Source organism: Roseinatronobacter sp. NSM (assembly GCF_052379845.1).
In the GTDB taxonomy this organism is placed as follows: Bacteria; Pseudomonadota; Alphaproteobacteria; order Rhodobacterales; family Rhodobacteraceae; genus Roseinatronobacter.
The window spans coordinates 18431-32951 of the sequence record NZ_JBQTCF010000016.1 but is presented as its reverse complement, the minus strand read 5'-3'; the positions used below and the strand labels follow the sequence as shown (position 1 = coordinate 32951).

Annotated in this window: 18 protein-coding genes; 11 read left to right on the top strand and 7 right to left on the bottom strand. The window is 61.5% G+C overall.

Annotated elements, in window-relative coordinates:
* Genes ACTZWY_RS10335 through ACTZWY_RS10320 form a run of 4 tightly spaced genes read right to left on the bottom strand, consistent with a single transcriptional unit; the run spans position 1 to position 1987 of the window.
* Positions 1-480 carry a periplasmic heavy metal sensor gene (locus ACTZWY_RS10335; protein WP_444790626.1) on the bottom strand — a complete coding sequence of 160 codons (480 nt, stop codon included), beginning with the start codon at positions 478-480 and terminating at the stop codon, positions 1-3.
* Positions 481-483: 3 nt separating this feature from the next.
* A complete protein-coding gene (locus tag ACTZWY_RS10330) occupies positions 484-870 on the bottom strand; it encodes a hypothetical protein (protein WP_444790625.1) in 387 nt (128 codons plus the stop codon).
* Positions 854-1420, bottom strand: a complete 567-nt coding sequence (locus ACTZWY_RS10325) for an RNA polymerase sigma factor (protein WP_444790671.1) — start codon at positions 1418-1420, stop codon at positions 854-856. The genes ACTZWY_RS10330 and ACTZWY_RS10325 overlap by 17 nt, the downstream gene beginning before the upstream one ends.
* 60 nt (positions 1421-1480) lie before the next feature.
* The gene (locus tag ACTZWY_RS10320; RefSeq protein ID WP_444790624.1) at positions 1481-1987 is read right to left on the bottom strand and encodes a hypothetical protein; all 507 of its coding nucleotides are present in this window, start codon (positions 1985-1987) and stop codon (positions 1481-1483) included.
* Positions 1988-2173: 186 nt separating this feature from the next.
* On the opposite strand from ACTZWY_RS10320, the gene ACTZWY_RS10315 reads away from it, so the two are divergent.
* From ACTZWY_RS10315 to ACTZWY_RS10290, 6 genes are all read left to right on the top strand, one after another.
* Positions 2174-2584: a DUF983 domain-containing protein gene (locus ACTZWY_RS10315; protein WP_444790623.1), complete on the top strand. Its 411-nt coding sequence runs from the start codon at positions 2174-2176 to the stop codon at positions 2582-2584.
* Positions 2568-3242 (top strand): NUDIX hydrolase, encoded by a 675-nt coding sequence (locus ACTZWY_RS10310; protein ID WP_444790622.1) that lies wholly within the window; start codon positions 2568-2570, stop codon positions 3240-3242. Before ACTZWY_RS10315 ends, ACTZWY_RS10310 begins: the two co-directional genes overlap by 17 nt.
* Positions 3243-3352: 110 nt before the next feature.
* Positions 3353-6175 carry a molybdopterin-dependent oxidoreductase gene (locus ACTZWY_RS10305; protein WP_444790621.1) on the top strand — a complete coding sequence of 941 codons (2823 nt, stop codon included), beginning with the start codon at positions 3353-3355 and terminating at the stop codon, positions 6173-6175.
* A gap of 76 nt (positions 6176-6251) precedes the next feature.
* Positions 6252-6995: a 4Fe-4S dicluster domain-containing protein gene (locus ACTZWY_RS10300; RefSeq protein WP_444790620.1), complete on the top strand. Its 744-nt coding sequence runs from the start codon at positions 6252-6254 to the stop codon at positions 6993-6995.
* A gap of 3 nt (positions 6996-6998) precedes the next feature.
* Positions 6999-7883 (top strand): dimethyl sulfoxide reductase anchor subunit family protein, encoded by an 885-nt coding sequence (locus ACTZWY_RS10295; RefSeq protein ID WP_444790619.1) that lies wholly within the window; start codon positions 6999-7001, stop codon positions 7881-7883.
* A 107-nt stretch (positions 7884-7990) separates the two neighbouring features.
* The gene (locus ACTZWY_RS10290; protein WP_444790670.1) at positions 7991-8356 is read left to right on the top strand and encodes a Fur family transcriptional regulator; all 366 of its coding nucleotides are present in this window, start codon (positions 7991-7993) and stop codon (positions 8354-8356) included.
* A gap of 65 nt (positions 8357-8421) precedes the next feature.
* On the opposite strand, the gene ACTZWY_RS10285 is transcribed toward ACTZWY_RS10290, so the two are convergent.
* Complete coding sequence (locus ACTZWY_RS10285; RefSeq protein ID WP_444790618.1) at positions 8422-9285, bottom strand: helix-turn-helix domain-containing protein; 864 nt, start codon at positions 9283-9285, stop codon at positions 8422-8424.
* A 100-nt stretch (positions 9286-9385) separates the two neighbouring features.
* Between ACTZWY_RS10285 and pobA the strand changes: the two genes are divergently transcribed.
* Positions 9386-10555 carry a 4-hydroxybenzoate 3-monooxygenase gene (pobA, locus tag ACTZWY_RS10280; RefSeq protein WP_444790617.1) on the top strand — a complete coding sequence of 390 codons (1170 nt, stop codon included), beginning with the start codon at positions 9386-9388 and terminating at the stop codon, positions 10553-10555.
* Between the two features lie 140 nt (positions 10556-10695).
* Here pobA and ACTZWY_RS10275 read toward each other — a convergent pair whose 3' ends face one another.
* On the bottom strand, positions 10696-11328 hold the full coding sequence (locus ACTZWY_RS10275) for an NrsF family protein (RefSeq protein WP_444790616.1): 633 nt from the start codon (positions 11326-11328) through the stop codon (positions 10696-10698).
* Positions 11325-11867: a sigma-70 family RNA polymerase sigma factor gene (locus ACTZWY_RS10270; protein ID WP_444790615.1), complete on the bottom strand. Its 543-nt coding sequence runs from the start codon at positions 11865-11867 to the stop codon at positions 11325-11327. Before ACTZWY_RS10270 ends, ACTZWY_RS10275 begins: the two co-directional genes overlap by 4 nt.
* Positions 11868-12051: 184 nt before the next feature.
* Here ACTZWY_RS10270 and ACTZWY_RS10265 point away from each other — a divergent pair, with 184 nt between their 5' ends.
* The 4 genes from ACTZWY_RS10265 to ACTZWY_RS10250 are packed head-to-tail and all read left to right on the top strand — an operon-like array spanning position 12052 to position 14500.
* A complete protein-coding gene (locus ACTZWY_RS10265; protein WP_444790614.1) occupies positions 12052-12363 on the top strand; it encodes a BufA1 family periplasmic bufferin-type metallophore in 312 nt (103 codons plus the stop codon).
* 58 nt (positions 12364-12421) lie between these two features.
* Positions 12422-13273, top strand: a complete 852-nt coding sequence (gene bufB / locus ACTZWY_RS10260) for an MNIO family bufferin maturase (RefSeq protein WP_444790613.1) — start codon at positions 12422-12424, stop codon at positions 13271-13273.
* Positions 13263-14012: an HvfC/BufC family peptide modification chaperone gene (locus ACTZWY_RS10255; protein ID WP_444790612.1), complete on the top strand. Its 750-nt coding sequence runs from the start codon at positions 13263-13265 to the stop codon at positions 14010-14012. The genes bufB and ACTZWY_RS10255 overlap by 11 nt, the downstream gene beginning before the upstream one ends.
* Entirely contained in the window at positions 14009-14500 is a 492-nt protein-coding gene (locus ACTZWY_RS10250; protein WP_444790611.1) for a DoxX family protein, read from the top strand. Before ACTZWY_RS10255 ends, ACTZWY_RS10250 begins: the two co-directional genes overlap by 4 nt.
* The last annotated feature ends 21 nt before the right edge of the window (positions 14501-14521 follow it).

Here is a 14521-nt window from a genome sequence, read left to right as displayed (position 1 = left end):
TCAGTCTTGGGGACGCGCGCGCCCCCAATCCCGGCCGCCCCGGTCCTGCAGGCGGCGCTGCAATTGCGCGGCATAGGTCTGGCGTTCCTGCGGGGTCATTGACGCCACACGCGCCACAAGACGGGTCTGGATGCGGTTGCCCATGTCGATAAGGTCTTGTTGCGCCGCATTCAGCGCAGCGGTGAACTGGTCTGAGTCAAACTCATCAGCTTGCAGGCTGTCGATCATCTGTTGTGTTGCCATGGGCCTGTGCGGGCGTTGCCGGTTTTCGCGCAAATCCCGCTGGCTGTCGCGGCGAAAGGCGCGCTTGTCATCAACGGGCAGGGCGGAAATTGCCGCGCGCAGGGGGGTTCCGTCAAACCCTGCCCGCGCGGCCACCCCCCCGATCAGGCCCGCAAAGGCCAGATTCAGGATAACTGACAGCGTCAGGGCAACTTTGCCCCAGCGCGGCATACGCGGTTTTTGGTCGGTCTGTGCCATATCTCAAAACCCCAACAGAAGCGGATCATCCAGCCCGACAATCGGGGTGCTGATTACATCAAGATAACTTAGCGTGTCTTGCAGCCACACAGGCGCATCCAGCGCCGCAACAGGCATGGGCGCGGCCACCCCGAACCAGAACCCGGCGGCGGCGGCAGTCAGCCCCCCCGCAAGCGATGGCGCGGTCCAGCCACCAAACCACATGCGAAGCCGCTGCCATGGTGAGGCGCGGTGCGGCCTGCATGCCCCCGCCTGCACGCGGCTGGCATCTGCCAGAATGCGGGCGCGCAACTGCGGCGACACCGCAGGGGGATCGGCGCGCGCGGCATCAAAGAACATGTCCAGCGGGTCGGTGGCGTGGTTTTTATGCGTGTCATTGGTCATCTTCATACCCCAATTCATCCTTTTGCCCTGACAAAAGCGCAGCCAGATTGCGTTTGCCGCGGGCTGTCAGGCTTTCGACGGCCTCGACCCCGATCATCATGATGGCCGCGATTTCCGGATTGGACAGTCCTTCCAGATGGCGCAAAATGACGGCTTGTCGTTGCCGCTCTGGCAATGCTGCAAGGGCTGCGTCCAGTGCCGCCGCGCGGGCGGTTTGCATCATCCGGGCGTCCATGCCGGGGGTGTCATCGGGCAGGTCGGGCATTTCCGTCGGACCGGGCCGACGGCGGCGCAACCTGTCAGTGCACAGGTTGGCCGCAACCCTGAACGCCCATGCAGCAGGCGCAATGCCGCTGTCCTGCCAGTCGGGTGCGATGCGCCACAGGCGCAGCATTGTCTCTTGGGTGACATCCTCGGCCTCGGTCCGGTCGCCCAGCATGCGCGCCGCAAACCGCAGGATGCGCGGGGCCAATCTGTCCGTCAGGGTTTGCGCGGCCAGCCGGTCGCCTTGCGCGAATTGCGCAAGAAGGCCGGCGTCGTGATTGGCCGCGTCCATATCGCGTGGCACTATGCGTTTCCCTGTCTAGCCAGCGCGTCCCCGCGCAGTCAGGCGCATTCAGTTATGCGCGCGGTTCTTTGGCCCGTAGCCCCGGTGACTACCCTGATTGCGGCCCGCTTGGCGTGTCATACGCGTTTGCATGCGGTCAGTGAATGCCTCGTATTCCTGCGCATCGACAACGCCATCATCATTGGCATCAATGCGCCCGAACATGCGCTGCGCAACATCTGCGCGATCCCCTGCCCCCGGCCCCCGGCGCTGGCCGGTCATGGCAGCGCGTCGGCCCTGGGCCAGGGCCTCCAACCCGGCACGCAGCGCGGATTCGTCCAGCAGCCCGTCAGCGTTCGCCTGTTCCATCAGCTTTTCAACTATCTGGTCGGACTGCCCACTGCGCTGGGTTCCCAGATGGGTCTGGAAATCTTCCAGCGTGATGGTGCCACTTTGGTTCTGGTCCAGCTGTTCGAACCCAGGCAGGGCCGGGCGTTCGGTGCCGCGGGCATCGGCCGCCAGCGCGGCAAGGCCAAGTGTGGTGACCCCGATCATCAGCATAAGAGGTGTTTTCATCGGTTCGGTCCTTTCGGTATATACACGGCGGTTTGTGCCGCTTGATGTCCTGAAAACGGGGCAAGGCCGTGTTTCCGTCGCGCACCTACGCATTTTATTGCGACATGGTGCCGCAAAACCGGAATCCCTGATGCAATATATGTCACCGTAATTTATATGGAAACACTCACACAGAAAAGGCGGCCCATGATGCAGGCGACCCAGACAGACCAGATTGATGACGACAGGCCCCTGTCCCCTGCGGTGCTGCGCGGCCTGCAGTGCAAATGTCCCGCCTGCGGGGCCGCCCCCTTGCTGCGCGGATACCTGAAGGTGCGCGACACCTGCCCCGCTTGCGGCGAGGATCTGTCCCACCAGCGCGCCGATGACGGCCCCGCTTATTTGACGATGCTTGTCACGCTGAAACTTGTCACCCCCGCCATGGTGGCGGTGATGTTCCGCTGGGACCCGAACCCCGTCCTTCTGTTTACGGGGTTTTCCTTGCTGTTGGTGGCACTTTCGCTATTCCTTCTTCCCCGGTTCAAGGGCATGATCGTGGCCATCCAGTGGTCGCGCCGTATGCACGGCTTCGGGGGGGTGGATGACCGGAACGGGTGACAAAACAGCCATTCGGCACGCAGCAACCGTGGTTCTGGTGCGCACAGGCAATGACGGGCCACAGGTCCTGATGGGGCAACGCGGCGCAACAGCGGCTTTTATGCCCGACAAATTCGTGTTCCCCGGCGGGGCAGTCGACACCACAGATGCCGAAATTCCGCTGGCGCGCCCGTTGGCGGGGCGATGCGCGGCGCGTTTGTCGCATGATGCGCCCGGCCCGAATGCGCTTGCCGCGGCGGCAATCCGCGAATTGTGGGAAGAAACCGGCCTGATGCTGGGGCGCGCGGGCGACTGGCCCAACCCGCCCGCAGATTGGGCGCGCTTTTCGGCGCATGGGCTTGTGCCTGATGCATCGGGCCTGCGCTATATTTTCCGTGCAATTACACCGCCGGGCCGGCCACGCCGGTTTGACGCACGGTTCTTTCTGGCAGATGCGCAGCATGTCACGGGTGATCTGGATGATTTTTCATCCGCCTGCGATGAACTGGCACATCTGCATTGGGTGCCCTTTGCGCAGGCCCGCAAACTGAACTTGCCCTTCATCACCGAAGTGGTGCTGGCTGAAGCCCATGCCCTTGTCACCGGCGAGGACATTTCCGGCAGCGTCCCGTTTTTCGACAATTCTACCAACCTGTCGTGTTTTCGTCGGATCGCGTAAGGATGTTCCAATAAATCTGCCCTCTGGACAAAATGGTTCTGATAATGCTTCCTTGCGGATGAAACTGTTTCGCATATTGCCCTTGTGGCGGAACAAAATCAGGAAACACAATGCCGGTCCAGCCAGATGCAACATTGTCGCCCAACCCGTCAGACGAGGTGCGCAAGACCACCTGTTACATGTGCGCCTGCCGTTGCGGAATAAATGTCCATATGAAGGGCGGGCGCGTTGCCTATATTGAAGGAAACCGCGACCATCCCGTGAACAAGGGCGTTCTGTGTGCCAAGGGTTCGGCCGGGATCATGCAGCACCTGTCCCCTGCCCGGCTGCGCGCGCCCCTCAAACGCGTCGGGCCGCGCGGATCGGGGGAATTTCAGGAAATTTCATGGGATGAAGCGCTTGCCCTGGCCACGGATTGGCTGAAACCGCTGCGTGATACTGCCCCTGAGAAGCTGGCCTTTTTCACCGGGCGCGACCAGTCACAAAGTTTCACGGGGTGGTGGGCGCAATCCTTCGGCACCCCGAACTGGGCCGCGCATGGCGGCTTTTGTTCGGTCAACATGGCGGCAGCGGGCATTTATACAATGGGCGGCGCATTTTGGGAATTCGGCCAACCCGACTGGGACCGCACCAAGCTGTTTTTGTTGTTCGGCGTGGCCGAGGATCACGATTCCAACCCCATCAAGATGGGCCTTGGCAAACTGAAGGCGCGCGGCGCGCGGGTCATTGGCATAAATCCCATACGGTCGGGTTATAACGCCATTGCAGATGACTGGGTGGGCATCACGCCGGGGACAGATGGTTTGTTCATCCTGTCGCTGGTGCATGAATTGCTGCGCGCCGGGCAGATCGACCTGAATTACCTGATCCGCTATACCAATGCGCCCTATCTGGTCAATGCCCATGACGGGCCGCAAAAGGGCCTGTTCCTGCGCGACAAGGACGGCAAACCCATGGTGCGCGACCGCCGCACGGGGCAGGCGCTGGCATGGGACACGCCCGGTATTGCGCCCGATCTGGCGGCGGGCGTGGTGCTTGGCGGGGGGGAACATCTGCCCGTCTTCCGCCATCTGGCGGACAGATACCTGTCGCCCGACTATGCGCCTGACGCTGTGGCCGAACGCTGCGGCATTCCAGCGTCGCGCATCCGCGCCATCGCCACCGAGATTGCGCGCGTGGCGTTTGAAGAAGAAATCACCCTGCACCAGCCATGGACGGACTTTCGCGGCCAGCGTCATGAAACAATGGTGGGCCGGCCCGTGGCCATGCATGCCATGCGCGGCATCTCCGCGCATTCCAACGGGTTCCAGACTGCGCGCGCCCTGCATATGCTGCAAATCCTGATTGGCAGCGTGGAAACGCCGGGCGGGTTCCGCTTCAAGCCCCCCTATCCCAAACCACCCGAGGCACATCCAAGACCCCATGCCCGCCACGCCCCCGGCCAGCCGCTGGACGGCCCGCATCTGGGCTATCCGCTGGGACCGGAACACCTGCTGATCCATGACGATGGCAGCCCAAAGCGCATTGACAAGGCGTTTTCATGGGACGCGCCACTGTCAGCGCATGGGCTGATGCATATGGTCATCAGCAATGCCCATGCAGGCGATCCCTATCCCATCGACACGCTGTTTTTGTATATGGCAAACATGGCATGGAATTCCTCCATGAATACCAGCGCGGTCATGGATATGCTGACCGACCAGAACGCCGATGGCAGCTATAAAATTCCGCGCATCATCTATTCTGACGCCTACAGCTCAGAAATGGTGGCCTTCGCGGATCTGGTCCTGCCCGACACCACCTATCTGGAACGCCATGACTGCATTTCGCTGCTGGACCGCCCCATCTGCGAGGCCGACGCGCTGGCCGATTCCATTCGCTGGCCTGTCGTGCACCCTGACCGCGATGTGCGCCCGTTCCAATCCGTGCTCCTGGACCTTGGCGCGCGCCTTGGTCTGCCCGGCATGGTCACCGCTGATGGCACGCCGAAATTCAGGGATTATGCTGATTACATCACCAATCATGAACGCCGCCCCGGTGTCGGTCCACTGGCGGGCTGGCGCAATGACGATGGCACAGGGCGCGGGCGCGGCACCCCCAACCCTGCCCAGATCGACCGCTATATCGAAAACGGCGGCTTCTGGATCGACCATATCCCCGAAGCTGCGCAATTCTTCAAACCTTGGAACGCGGCCTATCAGGATTGGGCAGTTGCGCGCGGGCTTTATGACAGCCCGCAACCCTATCTGTTCAACCTGTATCTCGAACCCTTGCGCAAGTTCCAGTTGGCAGCAGAAGGGCATGGCCACCGCCAGCCGCCCGACCATCTGCGCGCGCGCCTGATCCGGACCATGGACCCGCTGCCAATCTGGTATCCCACTTTCACCGATACCGAAACCGCCCCTGCCACCTACCCCCTGCATGCCCTGACCCAACGCCCTATGGCGCATTATCATTCATGGGGCAGCCAGAACGCATGGTTGCGGCAAATCCACGGGACCACACCACTCTATGTCTCGGGCGACATATGGGCGCGCCACCACTTCACGCCGGGCGACTGGGCCACGCTCACCTCGCCCCATGGCCAGATCACCCTGCCTGTGGTGCGCATGGACGCGCTCAACCCGCACACCGTCTGGACATGGAACGCCGTTGCAAAACGGCGCGGGGCATGGGCGCTAACCCCCACCGCACCAGAGGCCACGAAATCCAGCCTGCTCAATCACCTGATTCACGAATTGCTCCCGCCCAAGGGGGACGGGCTGCGCTGGGCCAATTCCGACCCCGTCACCGGACAGGCCGCTTGGTATGACCTGCGCGTGCGCATTGAAAAAGCCCCCGCCACACAGACACTCAGCGCCCCCGCCCATCGGGCGCAAACCTCCCCCGTGCCGCCCGCGCCGCGTGATCTGGCGCATCAGGTCAAGGAATGACTGTCATGCAGCTTCATCTTGCAAAAAATACTCATGCAACGCTGCGGCGCCGCCAAACCCAGAAGGGGTGCGCCCTATGACAACCCTTCCCGCATCAACCGACCGCAAACTGGGCCTGGTCATCGATCTGGACACCTGTGTGGGGTGCCATGCTTGCGTGATTTCATGCAAGGGCTGGAATACCGAAAATTACGGAGCGCCACTCTCGGATATAGACGCCTATGGCGCCACCCCCGAAGGCACCTTCCTGAACCGCGTCCACACATTCGAGGTTGCGCGCGCGGAAGCCCCGCCCATGGTGGTGCATTTTCCCAAATCCTGCCTGCATTGCGATGACGCCCCTTGCGTGACGGTCTGCCCCACAGGGGCCAGTTACAAGCGCATGAAGGACGGCATTGTTCTGGTTAACGAAACCGACTGTATCGGCTGCGGGCTTTGTGCCTGGGCCTGTCCTTATGGCGCGCGGGAAATGGACGGGGCCGCGAAAGTGATGAAGAAATGCACCCTGTGCGTGGACCGCATCTATAATGAAAACCTGCCCGAGAAAGACCGCGAACCTGCCTGCGTGCGCACCTGCCCCGCTGGCGCACGCCATTTCGGTGATCTGGGCGATCCCGACAGCGACGTGTCGCGCCTTGTCGCCACGCGTGGCGGGTTTGACCTGATGCCCGAACAGGGCACAAACCCCGTTAACAAATACCTGCCCCCGCGTGGCCGCGACACATTGCAGGCCCCCGATCTTGCCAGCCTGTGCGACCCTGGGACAGGCAGCGCCACGGGGTTTCTTGGCTGGCTTGACCGCGCTTTGGAAAGGCTGTGATCCATGCATCCTGCACCGTCGCTTATTATGTTTACTGTGCTGTCCGGGCTTGGCTTCGGGCTTCTGGTCTGGCTGGGTCTGGGCCTGCGCGCGCCTTCAGGGCTGGTGGCGTTTGTGCTGTTCGGGCTGGGATACGGTCTGTCAGGGGCCGGGCTTGTGGCAGCGGCCTTCCATCTGGGGCACCCTGAACGCGCGCTCAAGGCGTTTTCGCAATGGCGGTCCAGTTGGCTGTCGCGCGAAGCGGTGCTGGCCGCTGCCACATTCCTGGTGATGGCCCCGCATGCCGCGGCCTCGGTTTTTGCCGGGTATGGCCTGCCGCTGTTCGGTGTTCTGGGGGCCGTGCTGGCGCTGGCCACAATTTTTGCGACTGCCATGATCTATGCCCAGATCAAGGCCGTTCCGCGCTGGCATCATGTCAGCACACCAGCTGTTTTTGGGGTGGCCGCGCTGGCGGGGGGCGCTTTGCTGGCAGGGCTGGGCACGCTGGCCCTGTGGGGCATGCTGGCGCTGGCGGTGGCCATGGCTGCGCATTGGGTTGCGGGCGACCGGCAGTTTGCGCAATCAGGGACCGACGCGGGAACGGCCACGGGCCTGGGGTATCTGGGACGTGTGCGCTTGCTGGAACCGCCGCATTCGGGGCAAAACTACCTGTTGCGCGAAATGGTGCATGTGGTGGGGCGCAAACATGCCCATAAGCTGCGCCTGATTGCGCTGGCCCTTGGTGCCCTTCTGCCCGCCCTGCTGCTGTTGATGGTGCCCGTCAGTTCCCTGACGGTCGCACTGGCTGTTGTTGCGTATGTCGCGGGAATGGGTGTTCAGCGCTGGCTGTTCTTCGCACAGGCGGAACATGTGGTGGGGCTGTATTATGGCAGGCCGTCACAGGATTGACGGTTTTCAGCGGGCGCCCTTGCGGCTAGACTGGCACAACCGACCGAAGCAGGACAGCACGCGTGAGCAAGACCATCCTTGACCGACTGGAAGCGCAGGGGCTGCGCATGACCGACCAGCGCCGCACGATTGCGCAGGTGATCGAACAGGCCAAGGACCACCCCGATGTCGAGGAATTGCACGCCCGCGCCAATGCGCTGGACGCCCGCATTTCACTGGCGACTGTGTATCGCACAGTCAAATTGCTGGAAGAAGTGGGCATTCTGGACCGTCTGGAATTCGGCGATGGCCGTGCGCGGTTCGAAGACAGCCAGCGTGACCATCACGACCACCTGATTGATATGGACACTGGCGATGTCATCGAATTCTGCGACCCCGAGATCGAGGCATTGCAGGAAAAAATCGCGCGCCGCTTAGGGTATCGGTTGCACGGCCACAGGCTGGAACTTCTGGGGCGCAAGATCAGGAAATGACAGCGGGGCATGGCGCGCCGCCAAAATGTCGCCTTTGGCCCGAAGGCAAGGCTGCGCGGCGGCCCTTACTGGTCCAGCCGGCGACGATAAGCCCCCGGTGACATATTGGCAAACGCGCGGAACCGCCGGTTGAAATAGCTTGGATCCTCATATCCCAACCTGTGCGCAATCGTTTGCGCGTTCATCCGGGTATAGGCCAGCAGGCGGGCGGCTTCGCGCATCAGATGGGCTTCGATCATGGCTTGGGGGGCAAGTCCGGTTTGTTGTTTGCACAGCCGCGCCAGATTGCGCGTCGACATGCCCAATGCACTGGCATAGCGCGACACAGGCCAATGCCCCTGCGCCTGTGCCGCAATCAGCGCCTGAAAGCGCGGAATTCTGGGATCATGGCGCGTTGGCTCCGCGCCTGATGACAGGCCATGATCCTTGAACAACGCGCACAGGATCTGGCCCAGCACACAGCGCAATTCGGTGTTGCGAAAGCGCGTGTTCCCCGACCAGATGTCAAACAACCGCGTGAAACTGTCCTGAACAGTGGGGTCCGGGGACAGCACAGCCGGTTTATGCGCAATAAAGGCCAGTTCTGCCCCGTCGGCCAGAAATTCCGCGAAGTGATGCACCGGCAGGCTTAGCACCCACCCCTCGGTCCCCGCCGAGAAGTCGAAGCCATGCACCGCAGTCGGCGGCAGACACAGCGCAACAGGGGGGGCAAGGTCGCGCTGCTGCCCTTCGGCATGGAAGGTGATCTGGCCGGATAGCAACAGAAAAATCTGCAACAGATGGGTGTGGCGATGCGGCTTTATCTGCCAGTCAAGCCCGGCGGCACGGTCAATTATCCGTTCCATATGCGCTATATCAGGGAAAGGCGCATGTTCCCCATACAGGTGCCATGCAGGAATGTCATAGACGGGCTGTGTTTGGTCGCTCATGTCCGAATAATACCATAATTGGCCTTAGTAGTCCATTCCCGTTCAGGCGGCAGCGCTTAATATGCCCATCAGATACAGATATTATGGGAAGGAACACCGCATGCGGACACAGGTTGCCATTATCGGGGGCGGGCCGTCAGGACTTTTGCTGTCGCAATTGTTGAACAAGGCAGGCATTCAAACAGTTGTTCTGGAACGCCAAAGCCGCGAACATGTGCTGTCGCGCATTCGCGCAGGGGTGCTGGAAAGCGGCACTGTCGCGTTGCTGAAGCAGGCCGGCGCCGGGGACCGCATGGACCGTGAGGGGCAGCCACATCATGGCTGTTACCTAAGCAGTGACCAGCAAATGATCCGCGTCGATTTTCAGGAAGCCTGCGGGCAGACAGTCATGGTCTATGGCCAGACCGAGGTTACACGCGACCTGTACGAAGCCCAGGACGCCCTGGGCGCGACCCATATTCACGGCGTGGAAAACGTGGTGTTGCACGACCTGAAAACCGACAGCCCCTATGTGACATGGGACAAGGACGGGGCATCCCACCGGCTGGAATGCGAGTTCATTGCGGGATGCGACGGGTTTCATGGCGTAAGCCGCCGGTCCATCCCCGATGACGTGCGGCGCGAATATGAAAAGGTCTATCCCTTCGGCTGGCTGGGGGTGCTGTCCGAAACACCGCCCGTGCGCGAGGAGTTGATCTACGCAAACCACCCGCGCGGTTTCGCGCTGGCATCCATGCGCAACCCGATGCTTTCGCGCTACTACATTCAGGTGCCTTTGACCGACAAGGTCGAAGACTGGTCCGATGATGCGTTCTGGGCCGAGTTGAAAGCACGCCTGCCCGCCGATGTTGCCGCCGATCTGGTCACCGGGCCATCCATCGAAAAATCAATCGCGCCGCTGCGCAGCTTCGTGTCTGAACCACTGCGCTGGGGGGCATTGTTCCTGTGTGGCGATGCGGCCCATATTGTCCCCCCCACCGGCGCAAAGGGCCTGAACCTTGCAGCATCGGATGTGCATTACCTGTCACAGGCGTTTCTTGCCTATTACGGCACAAACGACGCCAGCGGGTTGGACGGGTATTCACAACAGGCCTTGGCCCGTATCTGGAAAGCGATGCGGTTTTCGTGGTCGGTCACCACAATGATGCACAGGTTCCCGGAGCATTCGGACTATGACCAGCAAATGCAGCGCGTTGAGCTGGATTTGCTGTCCGCAGACCCCACGGCACGCGCGCTGTTTGCGCAAAATTACACTGGTGTGCCGCTATAACACGGGCCTTGCGCATCACGCGCACCGCCATCTTTTGGGCATGATGCAGCCCCCCCCGGTCAGCGCGCTTGCGCGGGGGGGCTGTGAACGGGCCGCTATTTGCACGCCCCCCCCCCCGCTGTCGCAGCGGGCGCAAAGGCCTACCATTTCAGCACGCGCGGACCAAGAAGGGCGCCAATGGCCGCAATGAATGCGATTGCGGCAAAATACGCAGGCACGACAAACAGGATCATGTCCTTGTCGCAATAAAGCGAATACACCGATGCCGCCAGACCACCTGCAACCACCCCTGCCACGGCCCCCGTCAGCCGGGGTCGCAACGCGGCACCCGATGACAGTGCCCATAACACCGCCAGCAGAATCGGCACCCCAAGGGCCGGGATCGACAACAGACATGTTACAAGACTGGGCGTGGACAATGCCATCACCAGCCCTGCAAGGCCCGCGTTCAACAGGGCCGCACCAAAGCCACACAGCACCACCACGACAAACAGCCCAAGCGCTGCACCGCGGACGCGATGCCGCATGCCCGGATGTGTCAGCGACAACGCCAGCCCCGCCGCCATAACAACAAGGCCCAGCGGCAGGAGTGTTTTCAACACAGCCACAGACCCCATTGCCGTCCATATATCTGGCCGTGGCCCCCAGAATGCCACAAAGGCGGCAATGGATATTCCCATGGCCACAGGCAGCGCCCGCGCAAGTTGTTGTCCCACTGTTTTCTGCGGCAAGGTGTCTGCCGATAGCGCGGCAATAAGGTCTTCGGTTTTCATTCGATCATCCTTTCGCGCAGCCGGGCAATGGTTTTCAGCGCCCGGTGCAGGGCCACGCGCACAGCGCCCTCGGTCATGTCCAGCCGCGCCGCCGTCTCGGCGGTCGTCTCTCCGTTCAGGCCGAAAGCGCGGACAATCTCTGCGGCGCGTGGGTCCAGCTGTCCAAGCACCTTTTCCATGTCGCGCCCGTCCATCGGGTCTGGGCCCGCAGCCGCAGGCAGCCCCTCGGCAAAGTCATCAATGGACAGTTCGACATGTCTGCCGCGCGCCCGAAACGCATCAATTACCTTGTGCCGTGCAATGGCATAAAGCCATGGCCGCAAGGGGGCGTCCTCGCGCCATGTATGGCGCTTGCGGTGGATTGCCAGCAGCACATCTTGCAACACATCTTCACACCCCGCCTGCCCCAACGTCGCCCCACGGGCGCGCACGACCTTGCGCAAAACTGGCGTGATTGCTGTAAACAGGCGCTGATATGCGACAGAGTCGCCGCGATTTGCCGCGCGCATGAGGTCCTCCAGGGCATCAGGATCTGCCAAGCTTTCAGTCCTCTTTTCGGTTTGCGCTGGGTGTTTGTTACATAGAACGCCCTTCGCTTTTTCAGGAACACTTATTTTCAGTCCGCATGGTAACGTCCGCGTGATCGACGTAACGCGACCGCAACCTGTCGCGTAACGCCATGTGGGACAGCGCTGATGCCCCCTTCAACAGGAGTTTGATTTCATGACACCCAAAACCAACACGCTTTCGCTTGCCGCGTCGCTGGCCACTGCACTGACGCTTGCGGGCGGTCACGCACAGGCGCAATCCGCCAACATGGAAAAATGCTTTGGCATTTCGCTTGCTGGTGCGAATGACTGCGCCGCTGGCCCCGGCACCACCTGCTCGGGCACATCAACTGTCGATTATCAAGGCAACGCCTGGACATTGGTTGCAGCAGGCACCTGCACTGACATCGAATTGCCCGCTATGGCCGATGGCACAGCGCGCATGGGGTCGCTGGAAGAACTGGATCGTGACCTGCCCCCCGCGTGAACTGCGTTCGGGGTGCGGGGCCTGGTCCCGCACCCCTGTCATTTTTTAGGAGCGCCGCATGACCCAACTTCCGCGCACAACCGGGCTTGGCTTCAAGCCGGAGCATTTTCATAGCATCATGGCGCACCCCGGCGCAGTGGGCTTTTTTGAAGTCCATGCCGAGAATTACATGGGCGATGGTGGCGCGCCGCATGCCATGCTAACCGCCTTGCGGGCAGATCACGAGCTATCGATTCACGGTGTCGGGCTTTCCATCGGTGGCGCGGGGGGGCTGAACCTTGCCCATCTTGACAGGTTGCGGAAACTGATAGACCGCTATCAGCCTGCCAGTTTTTCCGAACATCTGGCATGGTCCAGCCACGGGGCCGCGTGGCTGAATGACCTGCTGCCCTTGCCCTATACCCACGAAACACTGGCCACGATCTGCGCCCATATCAATCAGGTGCAGGACAGGCTTGGCTGCCAGATGCTGCTGGAAAACCCGGCTACCTATGTCACATTCGAGCAGTCCACATGGTCCGAGACGGATTTTCTGACCGAAATTACCCGCCGCACCGGCTGCGGACTGCTACTGGACATCAACAATGTCTTTGTGTCGGCCACCAACCACCGATTTGACGCGCGCACCTATCTGGCGGCTTTCCCGCTGGCGGCCGTGGGTGAAATTCATCTGGCCGGGCATGATACCGAAGAATTGCCTTCAGGCCCGCTGCTGATCGACAGCCATGGCGCGCCGGTTGCTGACCCTGTGTGGGCGCTTTACGCGCATGTGCTGGAACAGACCGGCCCGCTGCCGACACTGATAGAATGGGATACTGACGTGCCCGCGTTTTCGGTGCTGCTGCGCGAGGCTGCCCGCGCCGATACCGTTCTTGCACATGTCAAAAGGGGGAAGCCCTGTGCCGCATGACCTGCCCCATGCCCGCATAGAAGCCGCCTTTCATGACGCCCTTTGGGGGCTTGATGCGCCTGCCGGGATCACCGCGCCTGATGCAAGCGAGGTTGCGCAGCGCTTCAAGGTCTATCGCAACAATGTCCAGCATAGCCTGACCCGCGCCCTGGCCGCGCGTTTTCCCGTGATCGAACAGCTTGTCGGGGCCACTTTCTTTACGGCGATGGCGCGCGCCTATATCGCCCAGTCCCCGCCCCAAGACCCTGTCATGTTGCGCTGGGGCAATAGCTTTGCGGGGTTTCTGGATGGCTTCCCGCCAGTCGCGCATCTGCCCTTTATTGGCGATGTTGCACGGCTGGAATACGCCCGTGGCCGCGCCTGCCATGCCGCGGATGCAGCGCCGGTTGCCCCGGACGCGCTTGCGGTTGCGGAACTTGACGCATTGCGGTTCATCCTGCACCCGTCTGTTGCTTTGTTCACGTCGTTTTTTCCGGCTGTGCAAATCTGGCAAGCCCATCAGCCTGGCGCTGCGCGTGTCCCGCTTCTGTCCGGCCCGGACCATGCGCTGATCGCGCGGCAACCAGATTTCACCGTCATCGTTGCGCGCATTGAACCGGAAACATTTTCTGTGCTCGCAGCGCTATTGAACGGCACGCCCCTTGGCAGGGCCGCTGACAACGCCGACCCGACCCCAGCCCTGACCTTATTGCTACGTCACGGGCTGATCATAGACATAGATACAGGAGTTCCCGCATGACCCATTCTATACAGGCAACACCCAAGCATCGCATCGCTGCGCGCAGCCGTGATATCATCGCGCAGATAAACGCGCTGGGGGGTTATCTGCCGCATGATGTGGTCGCCGTTGCTGCGCGGGTATTTCCTGCCATTGTCTTCTGGCAATCCGCACGCACCAAGGTTGATGGCTTTTCGATCAAGGATTCAACCTATTTCCTGTTCGAGCATGTCTATGCGCTGCCCCTGATCCCGCCTACCCGCGCCGCTGTGTTGGCGACAGTCGCAGAGCATATATTGCCGATCCTGCTGATATTGGGGGTGTTTGCACGGTTTTCGGCGCTGGGGTTGCTGATTATGACCGCCGTGATCCAGGTCTTTGTGTTTCCGGATGCATGGATCACACATGGGCTGTGGGTGGCCGCCCTTTTGGTGGTTGTTGCGCAGGGGCCGGGGCGGCTGTCGCTGGATCACCTGCTTGGTCTGGATGTCGACAAGTCAAAACGCTGATCTGCGCATAGAGCCGCTTTT